Raw genomic sequence first — 23,528 nt, 5'->3', positions numbered from 1 at the left:
GCATGAGTACCTACGCCCTGGAGGCGGTGTTCCGACCGCGTTCGGTCGCGGTGGTCGGGGCCAGCCCGCGCGAGCGCTCGGTCGGGCGCGCGGTGGTGCGCAACCTGCGCGAAGCCGGGTTCGCCGGTCCGGTGGGCCTGGTCAACCCGAAGCATCGGCAGATCGACGGGGTGGCGGCGGTGGCGCGGCTGGCCGACCTGCCGTTCAAGCCCGAACTGGTGGTGGTGTCCACCCCGGCGGCTACCGTGCCCGGGGTGATCGCCGAGGCGGTGGCAGTGGGCGCGCGCGCGGCGGTGGTGGTCACCGCCGGCCTGGGGCAGGGCCCCGGTTCGCTGCTGGAGCAGTTGGAGGCGGCGGCGCGGCCGCACGGCCTGCGCATCGTCGGTCCCAACTGCCTGGGCGTGATGGCGCCGCATGCCGGGCTCAACGTCAGCTTCGCCGCGCGTAGCCCGCTGAAGGGCGACCTGGCGCTGGTGTCGCAGTCCGGCGCGATCGCCGCCGGGCTGGTGGAATGGGGCGCGGAGCGCTCGATCGGCTTCTCGGCGGTGGTGTCGCTGGGCGACGCGCTGGACGTGGACTTCGGCGACCTGCTCGACTGGTTCGCCCAGGATCAGAAGACGCGGGCGATCCTGCTCTACATCGAATCGATCCGCGACGCGCGCAAGTTCATGTCCGCCGCGCGTGCGGCCGCGCGCGCCAAGCCGGTGGTGGTGGTCAAGTCCGGCCGCCACGCCCAGGGCGCGAAGGCGGCGGCGACCCACACCGGCGCGCTGGCCGGCTCGGACGCGGTCTACGACGCCGCCTTCCGCCGCGCCGGCCTGCTGCGGGTGCTGGCGCTGGACGAACTGTTCGCCGCCGCCGAGACCCTCGGCCATCTGCGCAGCGCGCCGGGGCGGCGGCTGTCGATCCTGACCAACGGCGGCGGCATCGGCGTGCTGGCGGTGGACCGCCTGGTCGACCTCGGCGGCACCCTGGCGGCGCTGGACGAGGCGACGGTGAAGCGGCTGGATGCGGTGCTGCCGCCGACCTGGTCGCGCTCCAACCCGGTGGACATCGTCGGCGACGCCGACGCGGCCCGCTACACCGTTGCGCTGGAGACGCTGCTGGCCGACCGCGACAACGACGCGGTGCTGGTGATGAACGTGCCCACCGCGCTGTCCTCCTCGGAAGAAGCCGCCAGGGCGGTGGCCGAAGTGCTGGGCCGGCGGCCGCGGCCGGGTGCGGGCAAGCCGGTGCTGGGAGTGTGGCTGGGCGGGCACGACGCCGCCATCGCCGCGCTCAATGCCGCCGACGTGCCCACCTACGCGACCGAGTCCGACGCGGTGCGCGGCTACATGTACCTGGTCCGCCACCGCGAGGCGCAGCAGGCGCTGATGGAAACGCCGCCCAGCCTGCCGGAGGACTTCGTGGTCGACGCCGCCGCCGCGCAGGCGATCGTGTCCGGCGCGCTGGCCCAAGGCCGGCGCTGGCTGGATCCGCTTGAGGTGACCGCGTTGCTGGGCGCCTACGGCATCCCGATCACGCCGGTGACCCTGGCCACCGATGCCGATGCCGCCGCGGCCGCCGCCGCGCCGCTGCTGGCGCAGGGCCTGCCGGTGGCGCTGAAGATCCTCTCGCCCGACATCGTGCACAAGTCCGACGTCGGCGGCGTGCGCCTGAACCTCGCCAGCGAGGCATCGGTGCGCGAGGCCGCCGCCGGCATCCTCGAGCGCGCCCGCCAGGCGCGCCCGGAGGCGCGTATCGATGGCGTCACCGTGCAGCCGATGATCACCCGGCCCAAGGCGCGCGAACTGATCGCCGGCCTGGCCGACGACGCCACCTTCGGCCCGGTGATCGTGTTCGGCCGCGGCGGCACCGCGGTGGAGGTGATCGACGACAAGGCGCTGGCGCTGCCGCCGCTGGACCTGCGCCTGGCCCACGAGCTGATCTCGCGCACGCGGGTCTCGCGCATCCTCAAGGCCTACCGCGACGTGCTCGCCGCCGACGAGCGCGCGGTGGCGCTGGTGCTGGTCAAGCTGGCGCAGCTGGCCGCCGACATCCCGCAGATCCGCGAGCTGGACATCAACCCGCTGCTGGCCGACCGCGACGGGGTGATCGCGGTGGACGCGCGGGTGGCCATCGCCGCGTACGAGGGGCCGGTGCAGAAGGGCCCGTGGCATTCGCGCTTCGTGGTCCGGCCGTACCCGAAGGAGTGGGAGCGGCAGGTGGAGCTGGCCCACGGCCGGCGCATGTTCGTGCGCCCGGTGCGGCCGGAGGACGAAGAACTGTTCCGCCGGTTCTTCGACAAGGTGACCGACGAAGACCTGCGCCTGCGCTTCTTCTCGGCGGTACGCCACTTCAGCCACGAGTTCATCGCCCGCCTGACCCAGCTCGACTACGCGCGCTCGATCGCGCTGGTGGCGATCGACCCGGACAGCGGCGAGATGCTCGGCGCGGTGCGCCTGCTCGCCGATGCCAACTACGAGCGCGGCGAGTACGGGATCCTGGTGCGCTCGGACCTGAAGGGCTACGGCATCGGCTGGCAGCTGATGCGGATCATGATCGAGTACGCCGGCTCGATCGGCCTGAAGATGGTGGAAGGCCAGGTGCTGCGCGAGAACGTGACCATGCTGACGATGTGCCAGCAACTGGGCTTCCGCATCCGCCCCGACCGCGACGACGCCACACTGATGGACGTGGAACTTCCGATCGCCGCCCCCTGACCTCGCGTGGCCCCAAAAAGGGGTCAGGTTCATTTTCTTGCGTACGAGGCCTCCTGCCTAAATGGGGTCAGGTTCATTTTCTCGCCCGCGGTTGTCCGTCTTGCAGGGACTGTATGCGTGGCCAAGTTGTTGCGCAGTATGGAGTGAGGATCCCGGTTCGACCTGCGGTACGCAGGGAAAAATGTACCTGACCCCATTCGCGCTAAATGGGGTCAGGTTTATTTCTGCCGATAGATCTGCGCCTTGCTTTGCAACTGGACGTCCGCGCAATCAGGCTGCTGCGCAGCTTTGCGTGAGGGACTTCGGCCTCAACCTGCGCTAGCCAGGAAAATGTACCTGACCCCTTTCGGGCCCTCTTTCGATCGGCGTGCGCGTGCGCGGTTATTTGCAGATTCCGGAAACTCATGATTCGGCACCGGTAGCAGGGCCGGTCGATGTGAGACAAATGTTACGCAGGTATTACGCGTATTCATCCGGTCTCCCTCGCCATGCCCATGCCTCCCGTCCGATGTCGAAACCGATGAGCCGCTGACGGGCAACTGCGTCCGCGTCCGCGGACCGCGCCACTTCCTCCCCCAGGAAACACCCCCGATGACCTACCGCGCCTCCGGCTCGCGGCGGACCCTGCTGTCCGCGGCGATCGCCACCCTGCTGTCTCCCGCCTTCGCCGCCGCCCAGGAGGCCGAGGTCGCCACCCTCGACCGGGTCACCGTCACCGGCTCGCGCACCCAGCCGCGCACCGTGCTGACTTCGCCGGTGCCGATCGACGTGCTCAGCGCCGAGGACATCCGCCGCAGTGGCCACACCGACATCAGCAAGGTGCTGCAGTCGCTGCTGCCGTCGTTCAACTTCCCGCACCCGACCACGCCGGACGGAAATACCCACATCCGCTCGGCCACCCTGCGTGGCCTGTCGCCGGACCAGACCCTGGTACTGGTCAACGGCAAGCGCCGGCACACCAGTGCCTGGGTCAACACCGGCGGCACGGTCGGCAAGGGCGCGGTGTCCACCGACCTCAACGCGATCCCGGTCAGCGCCATCGAGCGGATCGAAGTGCTGCGCGACGGCGCCTCGGCGCAGTACGGCTCCGACGCCATCGCCGGCGTGGTCAACATCGTCCTGCGCCACGACGCTGGCTTCGAGGGCGTCGCCAGCCACGGCCGCACCCGCGACGGCGGCGGCGACACCAGCAAGGCCAGCCTCAACGCCGGGTTCGGCTTCCCCGAAGGTGGCGGTGTGCATTTCACCGTCGACTACCGCGACCGCGAGGCGGCCGACCGCGCGCTGCCCGACACGCGCCAGCAGTACTTCGGCATCCATCCGGTGACCGGGCTGCCGGTCGCCCTGTCCGGCAGCTACGGTTCGGGCACGGGCCTGGCGCCGATAGGCGGCGGCGCACTGGCCGATCCGCGCGAGGCCACGATCGACCGTGGCGCGCTGTGGCGCTTCGCCGATTCGGCCGACACGGTGGAGCGCACCGTGTTCGGCAACCTGGACAAGCCGCTGGGCGGCGGGCACGAACTGCAGGTCTATGCGTTCGGCGGCTACGGGATCAGCGATGGCAGTTCCAACGCCTCGCTGCGCCGCTCCGGGCAGCCGGAGAACGTGCGCGCGATCTACCCGGACGGCTTCCTGCCCTGGGTCGACACCACCAGCACCAACCATTCGCTGGCGGCCGGCATCAAGGGACGCGCCGGCGACTGGCGCTGGGACCTGAGCACGGTGCATGGCGGCAACGAGCTGGAGTACCGCACCCGCAACACGCTCAACGCCACCCTGGGCACGGCCAGCCCGACCGCGTTCTACAACGGCGCGCTGGAATCGAGCCAGTGGACCACCAACCTGGATTTCGCCAACAGCTTCGAGATCGGCTGGAGCGCGCCGCTGCAGCTGGTGCTCGGCGCCGAGTACCGCCGCGACAGCTACGGCATCTCGCCCGGCGAGGAGGCCTCCTACGTCTGGGGACCGTACCGGGTGCTGGACGGACCGGCCGCCGGCAGCGTGCCGACCATCGGCTCGCAGGGCTTCGCCGGCATCCAGCCCGGCGACGCCGGCGACTACAGCCGCCACAACGTCGCCGCCTACGCCGAAGTCGAGAGCGAACTGGGCGAACGGCTGCTGGCCTCGCTCGCGCTGCGCTTCGAGGACTACAGCGACTTCGGCAACACCACCAACGGCAAGCTCGCGCTGCGCTACGCGCTGGGCGGCGGGGTGGCGCTGCGCGCCTCGGCCAGCAGCGGCTTCCATGCGCCGGCGCTGGCGCAGCAGTACTTCAGCTCCACCAGCAGCCGCACGCTCAACAACGTCGTCACCGGCCTGCCCGAGTACGTGCTGGTGCGCACCGCGCCGGTGGACTCGGTGGAGGCGCGCGCGCTCGGCGCGCGTCCGCTGGAGCCGGAGGAGGCGCGCAACTACACCGCCGGCCTGACCTGGGGCTGGCGCGGCCTGGTGGCCTCGGTGGACGTCTACCGGATCGACATCGACGACCGCATCTTCCTGTCCAGCAACTTCGTCGACGCCGCCGGTTCCACCGCGATCCGCGACTATCTGGCCGCGCTCGGTTCGCCCGGGGTGACCAGCGTGCGCTACTTCAGCAACGCCGCCGACACCCGCACCTCCGGCGTGGACGTCTCGGCGCGCTACCTGTGGGAGCTGGACGCCGGTTCCCTGACCGCCACCGCCGCCTGGAACCGCAACGAGACCGAACTGACCCGGGTGGCGTCGACACCCGCGGAGCTGACCGCGCTCGGCGTGCGCACGCCGCTGTTCGACGTGATCGAACGCACCCGCGTCGAGCGCGGCCAGCCGCGCGACAACCTGATCCTGGCACTGGCCTGGAACGCGCGGCGCTGGGGCGCGGGCCTGTCCGGGCACCGCTACGGCGAGGTGCGCGGGGTGGCCGCCACCAACCAGAGCGCGGCCAACGTCGCCCGCTTCGGGGAAGGGTCGACCCGCTTCGTCACCCGGCCCACCGAGGCCGGGACCGCCGGCAACTTCGACGTGATCCAGATCCTGGAGCCGAAGTGGGTGGCGGACGTGGACGTGCATTTCGACGTCAGCGACCACCTGCGGCTGGTCCTGGGTGCCAACAACGTCTTCAACACCTATCCGACCCGCAACATCGCCACCACCCCACAGGTGTCCGGCGCCGACACCTTCGGCGTGTTCCCGTACAGCGAACTGTCGCCGTTCGGCTGGAGCGGTGCCTACTACTATGCGCGGATCGAAACGCGGTTCTGAGGAGGCCGGCATGGCGCGCGACTTCGACCCCTCGCGCCGGCAGTGGCTGCGGGCCGGCGTCCTCGGCGCGGCGGGCGCCGCGCTGCTGGGGGCACCGGCGGCGCGCTCGTGGCCGGGCGCGGCCGCCGCCGGCGCGGACGCCGCCGCGCCGCTGCGGCTGAACCTCAACGAGAGCAGCTTCGGCCCCTCGCCGCGCGCGGTGCAGGCCATCCAGCGCGCGCTGGCGGAGGTGCCGCGCTACGTCACCGCCGACCAGGCGCAGGCGCTGCGCGCGCAGATCGGCCGCATCGAAGGCGTGGCGCCGGAGCAGGTGCTGGTCGGCGAGGTGCTGGAGGCGCTGGGGCAGCACCTGGCCATCGGCGGCGGTGGCGGCGAGTTCGTCTACTCGGTGCCCGGCTACGGCGCGCTGGTCGACGCGGCCGCGCCGTTCGGCGGCCGCGCGGTGGAAGTGCCGCTGGACGCGCGCCTGCATAACGACCTGCCGGGACTGGCGGCCGCGGTCGGGCCGCGCACCCGCGCCCTGTTCGTGGTCAATCCGCACAATCCCTCGGGCACGCTCAGCGAGGGCGGCGCGTTCGACGCGTTCCTGCGCGAGGTCTCGCGACGGACCCTGGCGATCGTGGACGAGGCCTACCTCGACTACCGCGACGATGCCGCCCGCCTGACCGCGGCGCGGCTGCTGCGCGAAGGCGCCAACGTCGTGGTGTTCCGCACCTTCGGCAAGATCCACGGGCTGGCCGGGTTGCAGATCGGCTATGCGATCGCGCCCTTGCCGCTGGCGCGGGAGCTGGCGGCGCGCGGCGTGGGATCGGCGCACGGGTTGAACCAGCTGTCGGTCGCCGCCGCGGTGGCCAGCCTGGAGGACACCGCGCACGTGGCCGCGGTGCGGCAGGCGGTGGCGGCCGAGCGCCGGCAGTGGCTGGCGCTGCTCGGACGCCTGCGCCTGCGCCATGCCGAACCGGCGGGCAACTTCGTGTTCTTCGACGGCGGCCGGCCGCATGCCGAACTGGCGGCGAAGCTGCTGGAGCGCGGCGTGCGCGTCGCCCGCGCGTTCCCGCCCTATGCGACCTGGCTGCGGATCACCATCGGCCGGCCGGAGGAGAACGCAGTCGCCCGGCGCGCGCTGGTGGAGGTGCTGGCGCCAGCCGGCTAGCCAGGCGCCGGACCCGCACCGCCTTCACGCCTGTCGTCCGCAAGGGGCAGGCTTATCGCTTGCCGGGAACGACGGCTCCGGTTCGATCTGCGGTACGCAGGAAAATGTACCTGACCCCATTTGAGGGGGCGGCTCTGCACGGTCTTCACGGGCACCTTCTATGGTGCGGTGGACGCGGTGACGGAGGCGGGCGTGGACGATGTGGTGGATGTGATCGTGATCGGCGGTGGCCCGGCCGGGCTGACCGCCGCGATCTACCTGGGCCGGCTGCACCGCGCCTGCCGGGTGCTGGATGCCGGCCGCAGCCGCGCGCGCTGGATACCGGAGAGCAACAACTGCCCAGGTTTCCCGCACGGCATCTCCGGCGAGGAACTGCTGGCGCGGCTGCGCACCCAGGCCGAGTCCTTCGGTGCGCGTTTCGAGCAGGCCAGCGTGGCCGCGCTGGCACGGTCCGCGACCGGCTTCCGGATCGAGGGCGAGGACGGGCGGTGCTGGCAGGCGCGCGCGGTCATCCTCGCCACCGGGTTGGCGGACCGGCTGCCCGACATCCCCTGCGTCGAGGAGGCAGTGGCCTGCGGCGCGCTGCGGCTGTGCCCGGTGTGCGACGCCTACGAGGTCAGCGACCGCGAGATCGGCATCCACGGTCCCTGGGACGCCATCGTCTCGCACGCGCGCTTCCTGCGCGGCTACACCGCGCGCCTGTCGCTGTTGCCGACCGACAGGGACGGCGATGCCGCTGACCTCGACGGCATCGACGTGCGCGTGCTGCCGGCGAAAGGGCAGCTGGTGTTCGACGGCAAACGCTGCGGATACGCGCTGGACGACGGCTGCTACTGGTTCGACACCGTGTATCCGTTCCTGGGCTGCCGCAGCAGTGCGCACCTGGCCGCGCAAGCGGGGGTGGCGCTCACCGGCGCCGGCGAGATCCCGGTCGATGCGCACCAGCGCACGCGGGTTTCTGGTCTGTACGCGATCGGCGACATCGTCAGCGGCCTGAACCAGATATCGGTCGCGGTCGGGCAGGCAGCGGTCGCGGCGCTGCACGTGCACGGCGAGTTGCCGTTCGCGCCGCGTGGGTAGGAGCCGGGCTTGCCCGCGACGCGACGCCGTCGGCACAGGCGACGCCCTCGTTGTCCTGGCGCCCGTGTCGCCGACTGAAGTCAGCTCCTGCAGAAAGGCGGCCGCGCCGTGGCCGTTGTAGGAGCCGGGTTCAGCCGGCGACGCGACGACCTCGGCCCAGGCGACGTCCTCATGGTTCCGGCACCCGGTCGCCAGCAAGCTGGGCTCCTACAATCGGGAGCGTGTCAGCCGGCACCCGAACCTGCCCTTCCATCAGGATGCGCGCGCTGCGGCTCATCACCGCACGGGTCACGGTCCACTGGCCGTCGACCTGCGCCACCGCCGCACCCACCCGCAGCGTGCCGGAGGGATGGCCGAAGCGCACCGCCTCGCGCGCGCCACCGCCGGCGGCGCGGTTGACCAGGGTGCCGGGCACGGCGGCGGCGGCGGCGATGGCCACCGAGGCGGTGCCCATCATCGCGTGGTGCAGCTTGCCCATCGACAGCGCGCGCACGTTGAGGTCGATGGCGTCCACAGGGATGGCCTTGCCGCTGGACGCTTCGTACGCCCTGGGCGGGGCGACGAACGCCACCTTCGGCGTGTGCTGGCGCGTGGCGGCCTCCTCCGGTGTGCGGATCAGGTCCATGCGCAGCGCACCGGCGACGCGGATCGCCTCCAGCCTCGCCAGCGCGGCCGGGTCGCCGTTGATCGCCGGCTGCAGTTCGGTGCCGTCGTAGCCGATGGCGGCGGCGTCCACGAACACCGTCGGGATGCCGGCGGTGATCAGCGTGGCTTCCAGCGCACCGACGCCGGGCACGTCCAGCGTGTCGACCAGGTTGCCGGTGGGGAACATGGCGCCGCCGTCCTCGCCCTCGTCGGCCGGGTCGATGAACTCCAGCACGATCTCGGCGGCGGGAAAGGTCACTCCGTCCAGCTCGAAATCGCCGCTCTCCTGCACCTGACCGCCAGTGACCGGCACGTGGGCGAGGATGGTCTTGCCGATGTTGGCCTGCCAGATGCGAACCGTGCACACGCCGTCGGCGGGAATGCGCGCGGGATCGACGTAGCCGGCATGGATCGCGAACGCGCCGGCGGCGGTGGACAGGTTGCCGCAGTTGCCCGACCAGTCGACGAAGTCGGTGTCGATCGAGACCTGCCCGTACAGGTAGTCCACGTCGTGGCCGGGCCGCGCGCTCGGCGACAGGATCACGCACTTGCTGGTGCTGGAGGTCGCCCCGCCCATGCCGTCGGTCTGCTTGCCGTAGGGATCGGGCGAGCCGATCACTCGCTGGAACAGGCGGTCGCGCGCGCGGCCCGGCACCTGCGCCGCGGCGGGCAGGTCTTCCAGGCGGAAGAACACGCCCTTGGAGGTGCCGCCGCGCATGTAGGTGGCGGGGATTCCCAGTTGAGGCGCATGGGGCTGCGGAAGTGCGGTCATGGGCGATCCGAAGTCGGGAGTTGGACTCAGCCCAGCAGACCGAACTGGATCGGCGCGGGCGTGGGAGAGGGACGCAGCGGCCAGGCTTCGACCACGTCGTAGCGGTAGTCGGCGCCGCGGCCGGCCACTTGTACCAGTTCGACCGCATCCACCGGCCAGTGGACCGGTGGCATGTCCAGCCGGCCGATGCCCTGGTGGGCGTTGTAGCTCACGGTCACGTGGGCGCGATGGCCCTGGGTGTCGGCGATGGCTTGCCCGCGAAGCCGGTCCTTCACGTCGGCGAGCAGCAGCGCCAGGCCATCGGGCTTGCCGCCGGAGGGAACGAACTGCCAGTGGATGCGGCCGGGCTCGGCGCCGGAACTCTCCAGCCGGTCGAGCGGCATGTCGAAGGCGCGGGCGTCCAGGCCTGCGCAGGCGCGGCGCATCGGCTCCAGCGCTTCGGCAGGCTGCAGGGCCGACAGCGTCTGGTGCCAGTTGCGCGGCGGGTACAGGGCCCGGCCCAGCTTCGCCTCCAGCCCGCCGAGCGAGAGCGCATGCAGCAGCGCGTCGCGCACCGGCCCGGGCACCCGCGCCATGACGAACAGTTCGCCCGGCTGCGCCATCTCAGGCCGCCTTCGCCGCCTCGAGGAAATCCTGGGCGAAGCGCTGCAGCACGCCGCCGGCCTCGTAGATCGAGACTTCCTCGGCGGTGTCCAGGCGGCAGGTCACCGGCACCTCCACGGTCTCGCCATTGCGGCGGTGGACCACCAGGACCAGGTCGGCGCGCGGCGCGCGTGCGCCGACCACGTCGAAGGTCTCGCTGCCGTCGATGCCGAAGCTGTGGCGGTCCTGGCCCGGCTTGAACTCCAGCGGCAGCACGCCCATGCCGATCAGGTTGGTGCGGTGGATGCGCTCGAAGCCCTCGGCCACGATCGCCTCCACCCCGGCCAGGCGCACGCCCTTGGCCGCCCAGTCGCGGCTGGAGCCCTGGCCGTAGTCGGCGCCGGCAATGATGATCAGCGGCTGGCGCCGCTCCATGTAGGCCTCGATCACCTCCCACATGCGCATCGTCCGGCCTTCCGGCTCCAGCCGCGCCAGCGAGCCCTGGCGCACGTTGCCGGCCTCGTCGCGCACCATTTCGTTGAGCAGTTTCGGGTTGGCGAAGGTCGCGCGCTGCGCGGTGAGGTGGTCGCCGCGGTGGGTGGCGTAGGAATTGAAGTCCTCCTCCGGCAGGCCCATCTTCGCCAGGTATTCGCCGGCGGCGCTGGAGGCCAGGATCGCGTTGGAGGGGGAGAGGTGGTCTGTGGTGATGTTGTCGCCCAGCACCGCCAGCGGGCGCATGCCGCGCAGGGTGCGTTCACCGGCCAGCGCGCCCTCCCAGTACGGCGGGCGGCGGATGTAGGTGCTCTGCGGGCGCCAGTCGTACAGCGGCGCGACCGCGCCGCCGTGCTCCACCCGCACGTCGAACATCGGCCCGTAGACCTTGCGGAACTGCTCGGGCTTGACGCTGGACTTCACGATCGCGTCGATCTCCTCGTCCGACGGCCACAGGTCCTTCAGCCGCACCTCGTTGCCCTCCGCGTCCACGCCCAGCACGTCCTTCTCGATGTCGAAGCGCACCGTGCCGGCGATGGCGTAGGCGATCACCAGCGGCGGCGAGGCCAGGAACGCCTGCTTGGCATAGGGGTGGATGCGGCCGTCGAAGTTGCGGTTGCCGCTCAGCACCGCGGTCGCGTACAGGTCGCGGTCGACGATCTCCTGCTGGATCGCCGGGTCGAGCGCGCCGCTCATGCCGTTGCAGGTGGTGCAGGCGAAGCCGACGATGCCGAAGCCCAGCCGTTCCAGTTCGGGCAGCAGGCCCGATTCCTCAAGGTACAGCTGCACCGCCTTGGAGCCGGGCGCCAGCGAGGTCTTCACCCACGGCTTGCGCAGCAGGCCGCGCGCGTTGGCGTTGCGCGCCAGCAGGCCGGCAGCGATCACGTTGCGGGGATTGCTGGTGTTGGTGCACGAGGTGATCGCGGCGATGATCACCGCCCCGTCCGGCAGCAGGCCGCGGGCCTCCTCGTCGCGGGCTGCGTCCAGCTTGGCCCCGTCGGCGATGCCGCGCTCGGCCAGCGCCGAGGTCGGCAGCCGCCGGTGCGGGTTGGACGGCCCGGCCATGTTGCGCACCACCGAGGACAGGTCGAACTCCAGCACGCGCTCGTACTGTGCGGCGGCCAGGTCGTCGGCCCACAGCCCGGCGGCCTTGGCATAGGTTTCCACCAGCGCGACCTGCTGTTCCTCGCGGCCGGTCAGGCGCAGGTAGTCCAGGGTCTGGCCGTCGATGTAGAACAGCGCGGCGGTGGCGCCGTACTCGGGGCACATGTTGGAGATGGTGGCGCGGTCGCCGATGGTCAGCGCCGCGGCGCCCTCGCCGAAGAACTCCAGGTAATGGCCGACCACCTTCTCCCTGCGCAGGAATTCGGTCAGCGCCAGGACCACGTCGGTGGCGGTGATGCCCGGCTGCGGGCGGCCGCCCAGCTTGACCCCGGTGATGTCCGGCAGGCGCATCCACGAGGCGCGGCCGAGCATCACGTTCTCAGCCTCCAGCCCGCCGACGCCGACCGCGATCACGCCCAGCGCGTCCACGTGCGGGGTGTGGCTGTCGGTGCCCACGCAGGTGTCGGGGAAGGCGACACCGTCGCGGGTGTAGACCACCGGCGACATCTTCTCCAGGTTGATCTGGTGCATGATCCCGTTGCCCGGCGGGATCACCTCCACGTTGCGGAACGCGTGCCGGGTCCACTCGATGAAGTCGAAGCGGTCGGCGTTGCGGCGGTCCTCGATCGCACGGTTCCTGGCGAACGCGTCCGGCTCGAAACCGCCGCATTCCACCGCCAGCGAGTGGTCGACGATCAGCTGCACCGGCACCACCGGGTTGACCTGGGCCGGGTCGCCGCCCTGGTCGGCGATGGCGTCGCGCAGCCCGGCCAGGTCGACCAGCGCGGTCTGGCCGAGGATGTCGTGGCAGACCACGCGCACCGGGAACCAGGGGAAGTCCAGGTCGCGGCGGCGCTCGATCAGCTGGGCCAGGTAGTCGTGCAGGCGCGCCGGCTCGGCGCAGCGCACCAGGTCCTCGGCGTGCACGCGCGCGGTGTAGGACAGGGTGGCCCAGGCGCCGGGGCGGATCGCGTCGACCGCTTCGCGGGCGTCGAACCAGTCCAGGCGGGTGCCGGGCAGGGGCTTGCGGTACTGGGTGTTCATGGCGGGCGTCCGGCGCTGGCGTGGGGGTGTGCGGGGCCGTCGCTGTCCGGTGCCCGGAGGGCGGCGCGGAGAGACGTGCCGTGCAGGTAAGGAGATGGCGACGATTCTACGGCGGGGCAATGCCGCACCCGGCCGCAATGCCGGTCCATTGGGCGAATACGCCGGGAATTGCGCATGAAGCATTGATGCAGGCGATCAACGCGTAGCGGCCGGAACGGGAATCCGCGGCCGGCGCGGCAGCCGGCTGCCACCACGAGGCCATGGCGTGGGTCGCCGCCTGTTAAGCAAGAGCGTCGCAGCTTCGGCCGGGGTCCGCCGTGCCCAGGGGGTCTGGCGCATCGCTCCGCTGCGGCGTCCTGCCTCCGAGGAGCGAGCGCAGCACATCCCTGTGCTGCTTGCGCCAGACCCCCTGGGCACGACGGCCTCGGGAGCTTTGAGGTCGTGGCTTCGATCGGAGGTGCAACAGCAAAGGCACCCCTCCCCGGCCCTCCCCTTCGCCTGCGGCGAAAGGGAGGGGGGAAACCTGCGGCGGGGCTGCCTTCTGTAGGAGCGGGCATGACCGCGACCCGACGCCGTCGGCACAGGCGACGCTGTCCTGATTCCGACGCCCGTGTCGCGGTCATGCCCGCTCCTACAGGGCAAGCCCGCAGGCGCCAGCCATCCGGCGGCGGACGGAGCCACGACCTGGAAGCTCCCCGAAGCCGACCACGCGCGGCGCTCTTGCCGTTGCCGTTGCGGTGCAGGCCTATCCCCCGGATCGGCGAAGAACCCTCTTTTGCACGTTTGCGCAGTGCAGCAAGCCATTTTCCGGGGTGCTGGTACAGTCGCACCCAGCCGTGGCCGCGATGCCGCCATGGCCAGAACGGGCCAGGGGCCCGTTTTTCCCTCGATCTGATGGTAGCGCTAACACGATGGGCGAAAACAACCCGGTAATCCTCGGCCTGGACGTCGGCACGCAGAGCGTCAAGCTCGTGGCCTACGACCCGCAGACGCGGCAGATCGCCGCCACCGTCGGCGAGGCGCTGGAGCTGGCCGCCGGCGACGACGGCAGCCGCGAGCAGCGCGCCGAGTGGTGGATCGACGCGATCCGCGCCTGCTTCGCGCGCCTGGACCCGGCCCTGCGTGCGCGGGTAACCGCCATCGGCGTGTCCGGCCAGCAGCACGGCTTCGTGCCGCTGGACCGCGCCGGCAACGTGCTGGCCCCGGCCAAGCTGTGGTGCGACACCAGCACCGCGGCCGAGTGCGACCTGATCATGGACGCGGTCGGCGGCGCGCAGCGCGCCATCGAGATCGCCGGCAACCCCATCCTGGTCGGCTACACCGCCTCCAAGCTGCCGTGGACCCGCGAGCACCGCTCGCAGGCCTACGCGCAGCTGGCCACGATCCTGCTGCCGCACGACTACGTGAACTTCTGGCTCACCGGCGAGCGCTGGATGGAGCGCGGCGACGCTTCCGGCACCGGCTGGCTGGACGTGCGCACCCGCCAGTGGTCCGACGAACTGATCGCCGCCACCGACCCGGACCGCGACCTGCGCGCCTGCCTGCCGCCGCTGGTCGAGGCCGACGCGCTGTTCCCGATCGCCGCGGCCATCGCCGACGAACTGGGCCTGCCGCACGGCGTGCGCGTGTCGGCCGGCGGCGGCGACAACATGATGGCCGCGATCGGCACCGGCAACGTCTCCCCGGGCGTGCTGAGCATGAGCCTGGGCACCTCCGGCACCCTGTTCGCCCACACCGACCGGCCCATGGTCGACGACGCCGGCCGCTGGGCCGCGTTCTGCGACTCCACCGGCGGCTGGCTGCCGCTGATCTGCACCATGAACTGCACCGTGGCCACCGAAGCGGTGGCCGGGCTGTGCGGTTTCTCGACCAAGCAGGGCGACGAGCTGCTGGCCGGTACCCGGCCCGGCGCCGGCGGGCTGCTGATGCTGCCGTTCCTCAACGGCGAGCGCACGCCCAACCTGCCCAACGGCCGCGGCAGCCTGTTCGGCATCACCGCCACCAACCTCAATCCGGCCAACCTGTACCGCGCGGCGATGGAAGGCGCGGTCTACAGCCTGAAGAACGGCTACGACGCCTTCGTCGACGCGGGTCTGCGCTTCGAGGCGATCCGCCTGACCGGCGGCGGCAGCCAGAGCGTGGTGTGGCGGCAGATGATCGCCGACGTGTTCGGCCTGCCGGTGGACGTGCCCGAGCAGGCCGAGGGTGCCGCGTTCGGCGCGGCGCTGCAGGCGCTGTGGGCGACCCAGCGCGCCGAGGACCCGGGCGCCGACCTGGCCGCGCTGGCCGCCGCGCACGTGCGCCTGGAGCCGCGCCTGTCGGCGCACCCGCACGCCGAGGCCACCGCCGCCTACGAGGCCCAGTACCGACGTTTCCTTTCCCACCTCGACGCGATCCGGCCGCTGTACGCCTGATCGTTTCCATCCCCCCAAGTCACATCGACGGAAGCACAGACATGAGCAAGGCATTCATCGGCGCCAAGGAATATTTCCCCGGCATCGGCACCATCCGCTACGAGGGCCCGGGCTCGGACAACCCGCTGGCGTTCAAGGTCTACGACGCCGACAAGGTGATCGGCGGCAAGACCATGCGCGAGCACCTGCGCTTCGGCGTGTGCTACTGGCACAGCTTCTGCAACGCCGGCCACGATCCGTTCGGCCCGGGCACCCGCCGCTTCCCGTGGGAGCGCGACAACGCCATGGCCACCGCCGAGGCCAAGGTCGACGCCGCGTTCGAGTTCTTCACCAAGATCGGCGTGCCGTACTACTGCTTCCACGACGTCGACCTGGCGCCCGACGCCGACGACATCGGCCAGTACGAGAAGAACCTCGCGCACCTGGTCGGCCTGGCCAAGGAGCGCCAGCAGGCCACCGGCACCAAGCTGCTGTGGGGCACGGCCAACCTGTTCTCGCACCCGCGCTACATGAACGGCGCCTCGACCAACCCGGACTTCGCCGTGGTCGCCCGCGCCGCGGTGCAGGTCAAGGCCGCGCTGGAGGCCACCGTCGAGCTGGACGGCGAGCACTACGTGTTCTGGGGCGGCCGCGAGGGTTACGCCTCGCTGCACAACACCGACATGAAGCGCGAGCTGGCGCACTTCGCCCGCTTCCTCACCGCTGCGCGCGACTACGCCCGCAGCATCGGCTTCAAGGGCAAGTTCTTCATCGAGCCGAAACCAATGGAGCCGATGAAGCACCAGTACGACTTCGACTCGGCCACCGTGGCCGGCTTCCTCAAGGAGCATGGCCTGGACAAGGACTTCATGCTCAACATCGAGGCCAACCACGCCACCCTGTCGGGCCACACCTTCGAGCACGACCTGCAGGTGGCCTCCGACCACGGCCTGCTGGGCAGCATCGACGCCAACCGCGGCAACGCGCAGAACGGCTGGGACACCGACCAGTTCCCGACCGACCTGTACGACACCGTCGGCGCGATGATGGTGGTGCTGCGCCAGGGCGGCCTGGTCGGCGGCTTGAACTTCGACGCCAAGCCGCGCCGCGAGTCGACCGACCTGGAGGACCTGTTCATCGCCCACATCGGCGGCATGGACGCGTTCGCGCGCGGCCTGGAAGTGGCGTACGCGCTGCTCAACGACTCGCCGTGGGAACAGTGGCGCAAGCAGCGCTACGCCAGCTTCGACAGCGGTTCGGGCGCCGACTTCGCCGGCGGCAAGCTCGGCCTGGCCGACCTGGCGTCGCTGGCCGCCAAGCTGGGCGAGCCGAAGCAGGCCAGCGGCAAGCAGGAGCGCTACGAGAACCTGCTCAACCAGTACCTGCTGCGCTGAGGTTGCGCCGTCCCCGCTGCCCCGTGCCCGAGGGAGGCACGCGCGGCGCGGGGGCGGCGCGTTGTACGCAAGAGAGGAGGGGAACGATGGGCGGCAGCGCCCGCATCGCCAGCACCGCCGTGGCGGCCGGGCCCACGGCCCGGCCCGCGCGCTCAGCCGCGCTTGCCCGGCGCCGCCACCGAGCCGCGCACCACCAGCCGGTGCGGCACCACCTGGTCCACCAGCACGCGGGTGCTGCGGTCCTTGCGGCGGATGGTGCGCAGCAGGATGTCGATGGCAGCGTTGGCCATCGAGGCGATCGGCTGGTGGATGGTGGTCAGCTCCGGCCACACCGTGGTCGCCGCGGAGGTGTCGTCGAACCCCACCACCGCCAGGTCACGCGGCACGTCCAGGCCGCGCCGGTGTGCCACCGAGATGGCTGCGGCGGCCATGTCGTCGTTGGAGGCGATGATCGCGGTCGGCGGGCGCTTGTGCGCCAGGATCTTCTCGGCCGCCTTCAGGCCCGAGCGGTAGGTGTAGTCGCCCTGCTGCACCAGCGCCGTTTCCAGCGGCAGGCCGGCCTCGTGCAGCGCGGCCTGGAAGCCCTCGTAGCGGTTGGAGCTGGCGCTCAGGTCCGGGCGGCCCTTGATGAAGCCGATCCGGCTGTGGCCCTGGGCGATCAGGTATTCGGCCAGCTCCTTGCCGGCGCGCAGGTCGTCGATCCGCACGCAGGAGATCTCGTCGCTGGAGCGGCCGGCGGCAATGGCCACCACCGGCACGTCGGCGCGCACGAACTCGCTGACCGCCGCATGCGATTCGCACAGCGGCGGCGGCAGGATCACCCCGTCGACCTTGCCGGACATGGCGCGCGCGGCCTTGCGCTCGACCTCCGGGTCGAGGTTGTCCCAGTAGTCGATCACCAGCTGGATGGACGTGCGCGAGGCCACGCGCAGCAGGCCGACCAGCATCTCGCGCAGGTAGGCGCCGCTGGGGTTGGTGTAGATCAGCGCGATGCGCGTGTGTTGCGCCGCCGCCAGCGAGGACGCCGCCAGGTTGGGCGTGTAGTCCAGTTCGCGCACGGCCTGCAGCACCCGCTCGCGGGTGGTGTCGCGGACCTTGCCCTGGTTGTTCATGACCCGGGAGACGGTCATCGGCGAGACGCCGGCCAGTGCCGCGACCTCGTCGATGGTCACGCCGCGGCCCTTGCGGCGCACGGATTTCCTTGGCTTCTCCAATTTGGGTCCCTTCGGCAGGTCTGCGGCGGTCGGCGCCGGGGCGCCGTGGCTTGCGCCACGGCTGGGCCGGTGGACCCCGACCCCATACCCGAACTCCGGAGGACTTGATGGTAGCGCTAAGAAATGGAACAGGCGAAGGGGGCCGCGTGCCCGCCGCCTTGCGTCGGATCGGTGGCCTGGCCGCCAGCTGGCTGGCCCTGCTCCTGCTGGGCATCGCCGTGCCCGTGGCCCCGGCCGCGGCCGAGGACGGCTACGACCTGTGGCTGCGCTACGCGCCGGTGCACGAGTCCCGCCTGGCCGGCTACCGCGCCCATGCGACCGAGCTGGTCGTGCCGGCGGACACCGCCACCGCCCGCGCCACCCGCGACGAACTGGCGCGCGGCCTGCGCGGCCTGCTCGGCCAGGCGCCGGCGACCGCCGCCCGCGCCCGACGCGACGGCGCGGTGGTCGTGGGCACGCCGGCGTCCTCGCCGCAGCTGGCGGCGCTGAAGCTGGACCTGTCCGGGCTGGGCGAGGAGGGTTACCTGGTCCGCAGCGTGCGCATCGACGGCCGCCCGGCCACGGTGGTCGTCGCCAACAGCGACGTCGGCGCGCTGTACGGTGCGTTCCATTTCCTGCGCCTGATCCAGACCGCGCAGCCGCTGGCGGCGCTGGACATCCGCGAAGCGCCGCGGACACAGGTGCGCGTGCTCAACCACTGGGACAACCTGGACCGCTACGTCGAGCGCGGCTACGCCGGCGAGTCGATCTGGGACTGGCACCGGCTGCCGGACTGGAAGGACCCGCGCTACACCGACTACGCCCGCGCCAACGCCTCGATCGGCATCAACGGCACGGTGCTCAACAACGTCAACACCAGCGCGCAGGCGCTGACGCCGGCGTACCTGGAGAAGACGGCGGCGCTGGCCGAGGTGTTCCGTCCGTTCGGGATCAAGGTCTACCTCAGCGCCCGCTTCAGCGCGCCGATCGAGATCGGCGGGCTGGAGACCGCCGACCCGCTCGACCCGGCGGTGCGCCGCTGGTGGAAGGCCAAGGCCGAGGAGATCTACCGCACCATCCCGGACTTCGGCGGCTTCCTGGTCAAGGCCAATTCCGAGGGCCAGCCCGGACCGCAGGACTACGGCCGCAGCCACGCCGACGGCGCCAACATGCTGGCCGAGGCGCTGGCGCCGCACGGCGGCATCGTGATGTGGCGCGCCTTCGTCTACTCGCACGAGGAGCCGGACGACCGCGCCAAGCAGGCCTACAACGAGTTCGTTCCGTTCGACGGCCAGTTCCACGACCGCGTGCTGGTGCAGGTCAAGAACGGCGCGATCGACTTCCAGCCGCGCGAGCCGTTCCATCCGCTGTTCGGCGCGATGCCGAAGACGCCGCTGATGATGGAGTTCCAGATCACCAAGGAGTACCTGGGCTTCGCCACCCACCTGGCCTACAAGGGCACGCTGTACGAGGAGGTGCTGCGCGCCGACACCCAGGTGCGCGGGCCGGGTTCGACCGTGGCCCGGGTGATCGACGGCACGCTGGAGGCGGGCGAACCGGGCAGGAGCCCGCTCACCGGCATGGCCGGCGTGGCCAACATCGGCGTGGACCGCAACTGGAGCGGCTCGCACTTCGACCAGGCCAACTGGTTCGCCTTCGGCCGCCTGGCCTGGGACCCGTACCTGGAGGCGCAGGCCATTGCCGAGGAGTGGGTCAAGATGACCTTCACCACCGACCCGGCCTTCGTCGGTCCGGTGGTGGCGATGATGATGGGCTCGCGCGAGGCGGTGGTGGACTACATGACGCCGCTTGGCCTGCACCACCTGATGGGACGCGGCCACCACTACGGCCCGGGCCCCTGGGTCGCCGGCGGCCCGCGCGCGGACTGGACCTCGGTCTACTACCACCGCGCCGACGACAAGGGCATCGGCTTCGACCGCAGCGTCAACGGCAGCGATGCGGTGGCCCAGTACGCGCCGCCGGTGGCCGCGCAGTTCGGCGACATCGATGCGGTGCCGGAGGAGTTCCTGCTCTGGTTCCACCACGTGCCCTGGGACCACCGCATGGCCTCCGGCCGCACCCTGTGGGACGAACTGGTGCTGCGCTACGGCCGCGGCGTGGACTACGTCAAGGGCATGCGCAGCACCTGGGACGGCCTGGCCGGCCACGTCGATCCGGAGCGCCATGCGCAGGTCGCCGCGTTCCTGGCGATCCAGGAGAAGGAAGCGCAGTGGTGGCGCGATGCCAGCATCGCCTACTTCCAGACTTTCTCGAAGCGGCCGCTGCCGGCGGGCCAGGCCGCGCCGCCGCACAGCCTCGAATACTACGAGTCGCTGCAGTTCCCGTTCGCACCGGGAGACGGCAAGTGATGCATCGCGCCGGCATCCGGTCGCTGCGTGCGCGCTGCGCCGCCGCGCTGCTGGCGGCGTTCGTGCCGCTGGCGCACGCAGCCGGCGACGATCCCGCGCCGGAGCAGGCGCCGCTGCTGCACGCCATGTTCCAGGACCACGCGGTCCTGCAGCGCGGCCAGCCGCTGCGGGTCTGGGGCCGGGCGCAGCCGGGGCAGGACGTGCAGGTGGAACTGGCCGGCAAGCGCGCAAAGGCGCGCGCCGGCGCCGACGGGCGCTGGGAGGCGCAGCTGCCGGCACTGAAGGCAGGCGGTCCGCACACGCTGACCGCGCGCGCCGGCGATGCGAAGCAGAGCGTGTCCGACGTGCTGGTCGGCGACGTGTGGCTGTGCTCGGGCCAGTCGAACATGGAACTGCAGGTCTGGCGCACGCTCGACGCGCGCGCCGAGATCGCCGGCGCCGGCAACGACCGCATCCGCCTGCTGACCGTGCCGCAGGCCGGCAGCGCGGTGCCGCAGGCGAGCTTCTCCAGCCCGGTGCAGTGGCGGCCGGTCGATTCCGATTCGGTGCGCGACTTCTCCGCCGCCTGCTACTACTTCGCCCGCGAACTGCAGAAGACGGTCGACGTGCCGATGGGCCTGGTCAACGCCGCCTGGGGCGGCTCGCGGATCCAGGCCTGGACCGGCGCGCCGGCACTGCGCGACACGCGCTGGTACGACGACGAACTGGACGTGCTGGCGCGCTACGCCGACGACCCGGTGGCCGCGGTCGGCGACTGGGGCGCGCTGTGGCAGCGCTGGTGGTCGGGCCGTCCCGGCGTGGCCGCCGGCGATGAGCCGTGGCGCGCGGACCGCAAGCCGGCCGGCAGCTGGCGCAAGGCGCCGCCGCAGCTGGGCGCGTGGGAGCGCTGGGGCGTGCCGGAACTGGCCGACTTCAACGGCATGGTCTGGTACCGCACCACCGTGAACCTGACCGCCGCGCAGGCGGCGCAGGACGCGGTGCTGGTGCTGGGCCCGGCCGACGAGATCGACATGACCTGGGTCAACGGCCGGGCGGTCGGCAGCACCTACGGCGCCGGTCCGGGCCGCGAATACCGGCTGCCGCCGGGCCTGCTGCGCGCCGGCGAGAACGTGGTCGTGGTCAACGTGCTCGACACCTACCGCGACGGCGGCCTGGGCGGGCCGGCCTCGCTGCACGCGCTGCGCTTCGCCGACGGCGGCAGCGCGCCGCTGGACCGCGGCTGGACCTGGCGCATGGTCCCGCCGGAAGCCGGCACGCCGCCGCGCGCGCCCTGGCAGACCGCCGCCGGCCTGTCGACGTTGTACAACGGCATGATCGCGCCGCTGGGACGCTACGGCCTGCGCGGTGCGCTCTGGTACCAGGGCGAGTCCAACACCTTCGAGCACGACCGCTACGCCGAGCTGCTGCGCACCCTGCGCCGCGACTGGCGCGCGCAGTTCGGCGGCGACCTGCCGCTGCTGGTCGTGCAGCTGGCCAACTACGGCATGCCGGGCACGCAGCCGGGCGAGAGCGACTGGGCCGCGCTGCGCGAGGCGCAGCGCCAGGTCGCCGTCGAGGACGCCAGGAGCGGCCTGGCCGTGGCGATCGACATCGGCGACCGCTACGACATCCACCCGACCAACAAGCAGGAGCTCGGCCGGCGCCTGGCGCGACTGGCGCGGCACGTGGTCTACGGCGAGAAGCTGCCGCCGTCCGGGCCGGTGCCGGCGTCGGTCGCACGCGCCGGCGATGCGGTGGTGCTGACCTTCGACAACGTCACCGACGGACTGAGGGGCTACGGCGCCGACGGCCCGATCGGCTTCGAACTGTGCGGCGCAGAGCAGGATTCCTGCCGCTACGCCGCCGCCGAGATCTGGAACAACCGCGTCACCCTGCGCACGCCGGCGGCGCACGAGGCCACGCGCGTCCGTTACTGCTGGGCCGACGGCCCGGTCTGCACGTTGTTCGACGGCGCCGGCCTGCCTGCCGGTCCGTTCGAGCTGCCCATCCCTGCCATCCCCTACGACGACCACGCACGATGAGCACTTCCGTTTCAGAAACCACGAACCATGGCTCCCGCAACGACCGCGAGATCGTCGACGCCCGGGTCATCGTCACCTGCCCGGGGCGCAACTTCGTCACCCTGAAGATCACCACCCGCTCGGGCGTGTACGGCCTGGGCGACGCCACCCTCAACGGCCGCGAGCTGGCCGTGGCCTCCTACCTGCAGGACCACGTGGTGCCCAACCTGATCGGCCGCGACGCCGGCCGGATCGAGGACATGTGGCAGTTCCTGCACCGCGGCGCCTACTGGCGGCGCGGCCCGGTGACCATGAGCGCGATCGCCGCGGTGGACGTGGCGCTGTGGGACATCCTCGGCAAGATGGCCGGGCTGCCGGTGTACCAGCTGCTCGGCGGCCGCTCGCGCGAAGGCGCGCTGGTCTACGGCCACGCCAACGGCCGCGACATCGCCGAGGCGAGCGACGCGGTCGGCAGGTTCATCGAGCAGGGCTTCCTGGCGGTGCGCGCGCAATGCGGCGTGCCGGGGGTGAAGAAGGCCTACGGCATCTCCACCGGCAAGGCCTACGAGCCGGCCGAGAGCGAGCTGCCGGCCGAGACCGTGTGGAACACGCCGCGCTACCTGGAGGTGGTGCCGAAGCTGTTCGAGCAGCTGCGCGCCGACCACGGCGGCAACGTCGAGCTGCTGCACGACGTGCACCACCGCCTGACCCCGATCGAGGCCGCGCGCCTGGCCCGCGACCTGGAGCCGTACCGGCTGTTCTGGCTGGAGGACTCGACGCCCGCGGAAAACCAGAAGTCGTTCGAGCTGATCCGCAAGCACTCGGTGACCGCGCTGGCGGTGGGCGAGGTGTTCAACTCGATCTGGGACTGCAAGTACCTGATCGAGAACCAGCTGATCGACTACATCCGCACCACCATCGTGCACGGCGGCGGCATCACCCACGTGCGCCGGCTGGCCGACTTCGCCGCGCTGTACCAGGTGCGCACCGGCTTCCACGGCGCCACCGACCTGTCGCCGGTGACCATGGGCGCGGCGCTGCACTTCGACACCTGGGTTCCGAACTTCGGCATCCAGGAGTACATGTTCCACAGCGAGGAGACCGACGCGGTGTTCCCGCACGACTACGCGCTGCGCAATGGCCGCCTGTACGTGGGCGACACGCCCGGCATCGGCGTGGACATCGACGAGAAGCTGGCCGCCCGATACCCGTACTCGCCCAAGCAGCTGCCGATCGCGCGGCTGGAGGACGGGTCGATGTGGGACTGGTGATGGCGATGGAACGGCTGCAGGCCATCTCACTACCGTCGTTCCCGCGAAGGCGGGAACCCAGTGACTTCATGCCTGCAAGCCAAAGCCACTGGGT

The 23,528-nt window shown here is 71.5% G+C and carries 13 protein-coding genes; 9 read left to right on the top strand and 4 right to left on the bottom strand.

The annotated features are described in order from the left end of the window. The first annotated feature begins 2 nt into the window (after positions 1 to 2). The 4 genes from WQ53_RS05995 (at position 3) to WQ53_RS05980 (ending at position 8,175) form a co-directional block, all read left to right on the top strand. Positions 3 to 2,702 carry a bifunctional acetate--CoA ligase family protein/GNAT family N-acetyltransferase gene (locus tag WQ53_RS05995; protein ID WP_052631227.1) on the top strand — a complete coding sequence of 900 codons (2,700 nt, stop codon included), beginning with the start codon at positions 3 to 5 and terminating at the stop codon, positions 2,700 to 2,702. A 591-nt stretch (positions 2,703 to 3,293) separates the two neighbouring features. Then, positions 3,294 to 5,942: a TonB-dependent receptor plug domain-containing protein gene (locus WQ53_RS05990; protein ID WP_052631226.1), complete on the top strand. Its 2,649-nt coding sequence runs from the start codon at positions 3,294 to 3,296 to the stop codon at positions 5,940 to 5,942. A 10-nt stretch (positions 5,943 to 5,952) separates the two neighbouring features. Further along, positions 5,953 to 7,095, top strand: coding sequence for a pyridoxal phosphate-dependent aminotransferase (locus WQ53_RS05985; RefSeq protein ID WP_082112879.1), 1,143 nt, complete (start codon positions 5,953 to 5,955; stop codon positions 7,093 to 7,095). Between the two features lie 192 nt (positions 7,096 to 7,287). Further along, positions 7,288 to 8,175, top strand: coding sequence for an NAD(P)/FAD-dependent oxidoreductase (locus WQ53_RS05980; protein WP_052633945.1), 888 nt, complete (start codon positions 7,288 to 7,290; stop codon positions 8,173 to 8,175). 169 nt (positions 8,176 to 8,344) lie between these two features. Here the strand turns inward: WQ53_RS05980 and prpF are convergent, their stop codons facing one another. From prpF to acnD, 3 genes are read right to left on the bottom strand one after another with little or no spacing between them, the layout of a single operon-like run. Beyond that, the gene (prpF, locus tag WQ53_RS05975) at positions 8,345 to 9,592 is read right to left on the bottom strand and encodes a 2-methylaconitate cis-trans isomerase PrpF (RefSeq protein WP_052631225.1); all 1,248 of its coding nucleotides are present in this window, start codon (positions 9,590 to 9,592) and stop codon (positions 8,345 to 8,347) included. A 26-nt stretch (positions 9,593 to 9,618) separates the two neighbouring features. Next, complete coding sequence (locus tag WQ53_RS05970; RefSeq protein WP_052631224.1) at positions 9,619 to 10,194, bottom strand: 2'-5' RNA ligase family protein; 576 nt, start codon at positions 10,192 to 10,194, stop codon at positions 9,619 to 9,621. A 1-nt stretch (position 10,195) separates the two neighbouring features. Next, on the bottom strand, positions 10,196 to 12,814 hold the full coding sequence (gene acnD, locus WQ53_RS05965; RefSeq protein ID WP_052631223.1) for a Fe/S-dependent 2-methylisocitrate dehydratase AcnD: 2,619 nt from the start codon (positions 12,812 to 12,814) through the stop codon (positions 10,196 to 10,198). A 911-nt stretch (positions 12,815 to 13,725) separates the two neighbouring features. On the opposite strand from acnD, the gene xylB reads away from it, so the two are divergent. After that, positions 13,726 to 15,228: a xylulokinase gene (gene xylB / locus WQ53_RS05960; RefSeq protein WP_052631222.1), complete on the top strand. Its 1,503-nt coding sequence runs from the start codon at positions 13,726 to 13,728 to the stop codon at positions 15,226 to 15,228. A gap of 41 nt (positions 15,229 to 15,269) precedes the next feature. Beyond that, positions 15,270 to 16,601, top strand: coding sequence for a xylose isomerase (xylA, locus tag WQ53_RS05955; protein ID WP_052631221.1), 1,332 nt, complete (start codon positions 15,270 to 15,272; stop codon positions 16,599 to 16,601). A 152-nt stretch (positions 16,602 to 16,753) separates the two neighbouring features. On the opposite strand, the gene WQ53_RS05950 is transcribed toward xylA, so the two are convergent. Further along, positions 16,754 to 17,815, bottom strand: a complete 1,062-nt coding sequence (locus tag WQ53_RS05950) for a LacI family DNA-binding transcriptional regulator (protein WP_052631220.1) — start codon at positions 17,813 to 17,815, stop codon at positions 16,754 to 16,756. Between the two features lie 107 nt (positions 17,816 to 17,922). Between WQ53_RS05950 and WQ53_RS16995 the strand changes: the two genes are divergently transcribed. From WQ53_RS16995 to manD, 3 genes are read left to right on the top strand one after another with little or no spacing between them, the layout of a single operon-like run. Next, complete coding sequence (locus tag WQ53_RS16995; protein ID WP_082112878.1) at positions 17,923 to 20,163, top strand: alpha-glucuronidase family glycosyl hydrolase; 2,241 nt, start codon at positions 17,923 to 17,925, stop codon at positions 20,161 to 20,163. After that, on the top strand, positions 20,163 to 22,184 hold the full coding sequence (locus tag WQ53_RS16990) for a sialate O-acetylesterase (protein WP_082112877.1): 2,022 nt from the start codon (positions 20,163 to 20,165) through the stop codon (positions 22,182 to 22,184). The genes WQ53_RS16995 and WQ53_RS16990 overlap by 1 nt, the downstream gene beginning before the upstream one ends. Continuing rightward, complete coding sequence (manD, locus tag WQ53_RS05935; protein ID WP_052631219.1) at positions 22,181 to 23,434, top strand: D-mannonate dehydratase ManD; 1,254 nt, start codon at positions 22,181 to 22,183, stop codon at positions 23,432 to 23,434. The genes WQ53_RS16990 and manD overlap by 4 nt, the downstream gene beginning before the upstream one ends. Positions 23,435 to 23,528 lie beyond the last annotated feature (94 nt).

The organism is Pseudoxanthomonas suwonensis, assembly GCF_000972865.1.
Classification (GTDB): domain Bacteria; phylum Pseudomonadota; class Gammaproteobacteria; order Xanthomonadales; family Xanthomonadaceae; genus Pseudoxanthomonas; species Pseudoxanthomonas suwonensis_B.
The sequence above is the reverse complement of the archived record's forward strand: the minus strand, read 5'-3'. Positions and strand labels throughout refer to the sequence as shown.

Excerpts from the sequence above, each read along its gene's own strand:
- acnD (WP_052631223.1), bottom strand. The coding sequence starts at position 12,814 with ATGAACACCCAGTACCGCAAGCCCCTGCCCGGCACCCGCCTGGACTGG.
- prpF (WP_052631225.1), bottom strand. The coding sequence starts at position 9,592 with ATGACCGCACTTCCGCAGCCCCATGCGCCTCAACTGGGAATCCCCGCC.
- WQ53_RS16995 (WP_082112878.1), top strand. The coding sequence starts at position 17,923 with ATGGTAGCGCTAAGAAATGGAACAGGCGAAGGGGGCCGCGTGCCCGCC.
- WQ53_RS05995 (WP_052631227.1), top strand. The coding sequence starts at position 3 with ATGAGTACCTACGCCCTGGAGGCGGTGTTCCGACCGCGTTCGGTCGCG.
- xylA (WP_052631221.1), top strand. The coding sequence starts at position 15,270 with ATGAGCAAGGCATTCATCGGCGCCAAGGAATATTTCCCCGGCATCGGC.
- manD (WP_052631219.1), top strand. The coding sequence starts at position 22,181 with ATGAGCACTTCCGTTTCAGAAACCACGAACCATGGCTCCCGCAACGAC.
- WQ53_RS05990 (WP_052631226.1), top strand. The coding sequence starts at position 3,294 with ATGACCTACCGCGCCTCCGGCTCGCGGCGGACCCTGCTGTCCGCGGCG.
- xylB (WP_052631222.1), top strand. The coding sequence starts at position 13,726 with ATGGGCGAAAACAACCCGGTAATCCTCGGCCTGGACGTCGGCACGCAG.
- WQ53_RS16990 (WP_082112877.1), top strand. The coding sequence starts at position 20,163 with ATGCATCGCGCCGGCATCCGGTCGCTGCGTGCGCGCTGCGCCGCCGCG.
- WQ53_RS05985 (WP_082112879.1), top strand. The coding sequence starts at position 5,953 with ATGGCGCGCGACTTCGACCCCTCGCGCCGGCAGTGGCTGCGGGCCGGC.
- WQ53_RS05970 (WP_052631224.1), bottom strand. The coding sequence starts at position 10,194 with ATGGCGCAGCCGGGCGAACTGTTCGTCATGGCGCGGGTGCCCGGGCCG.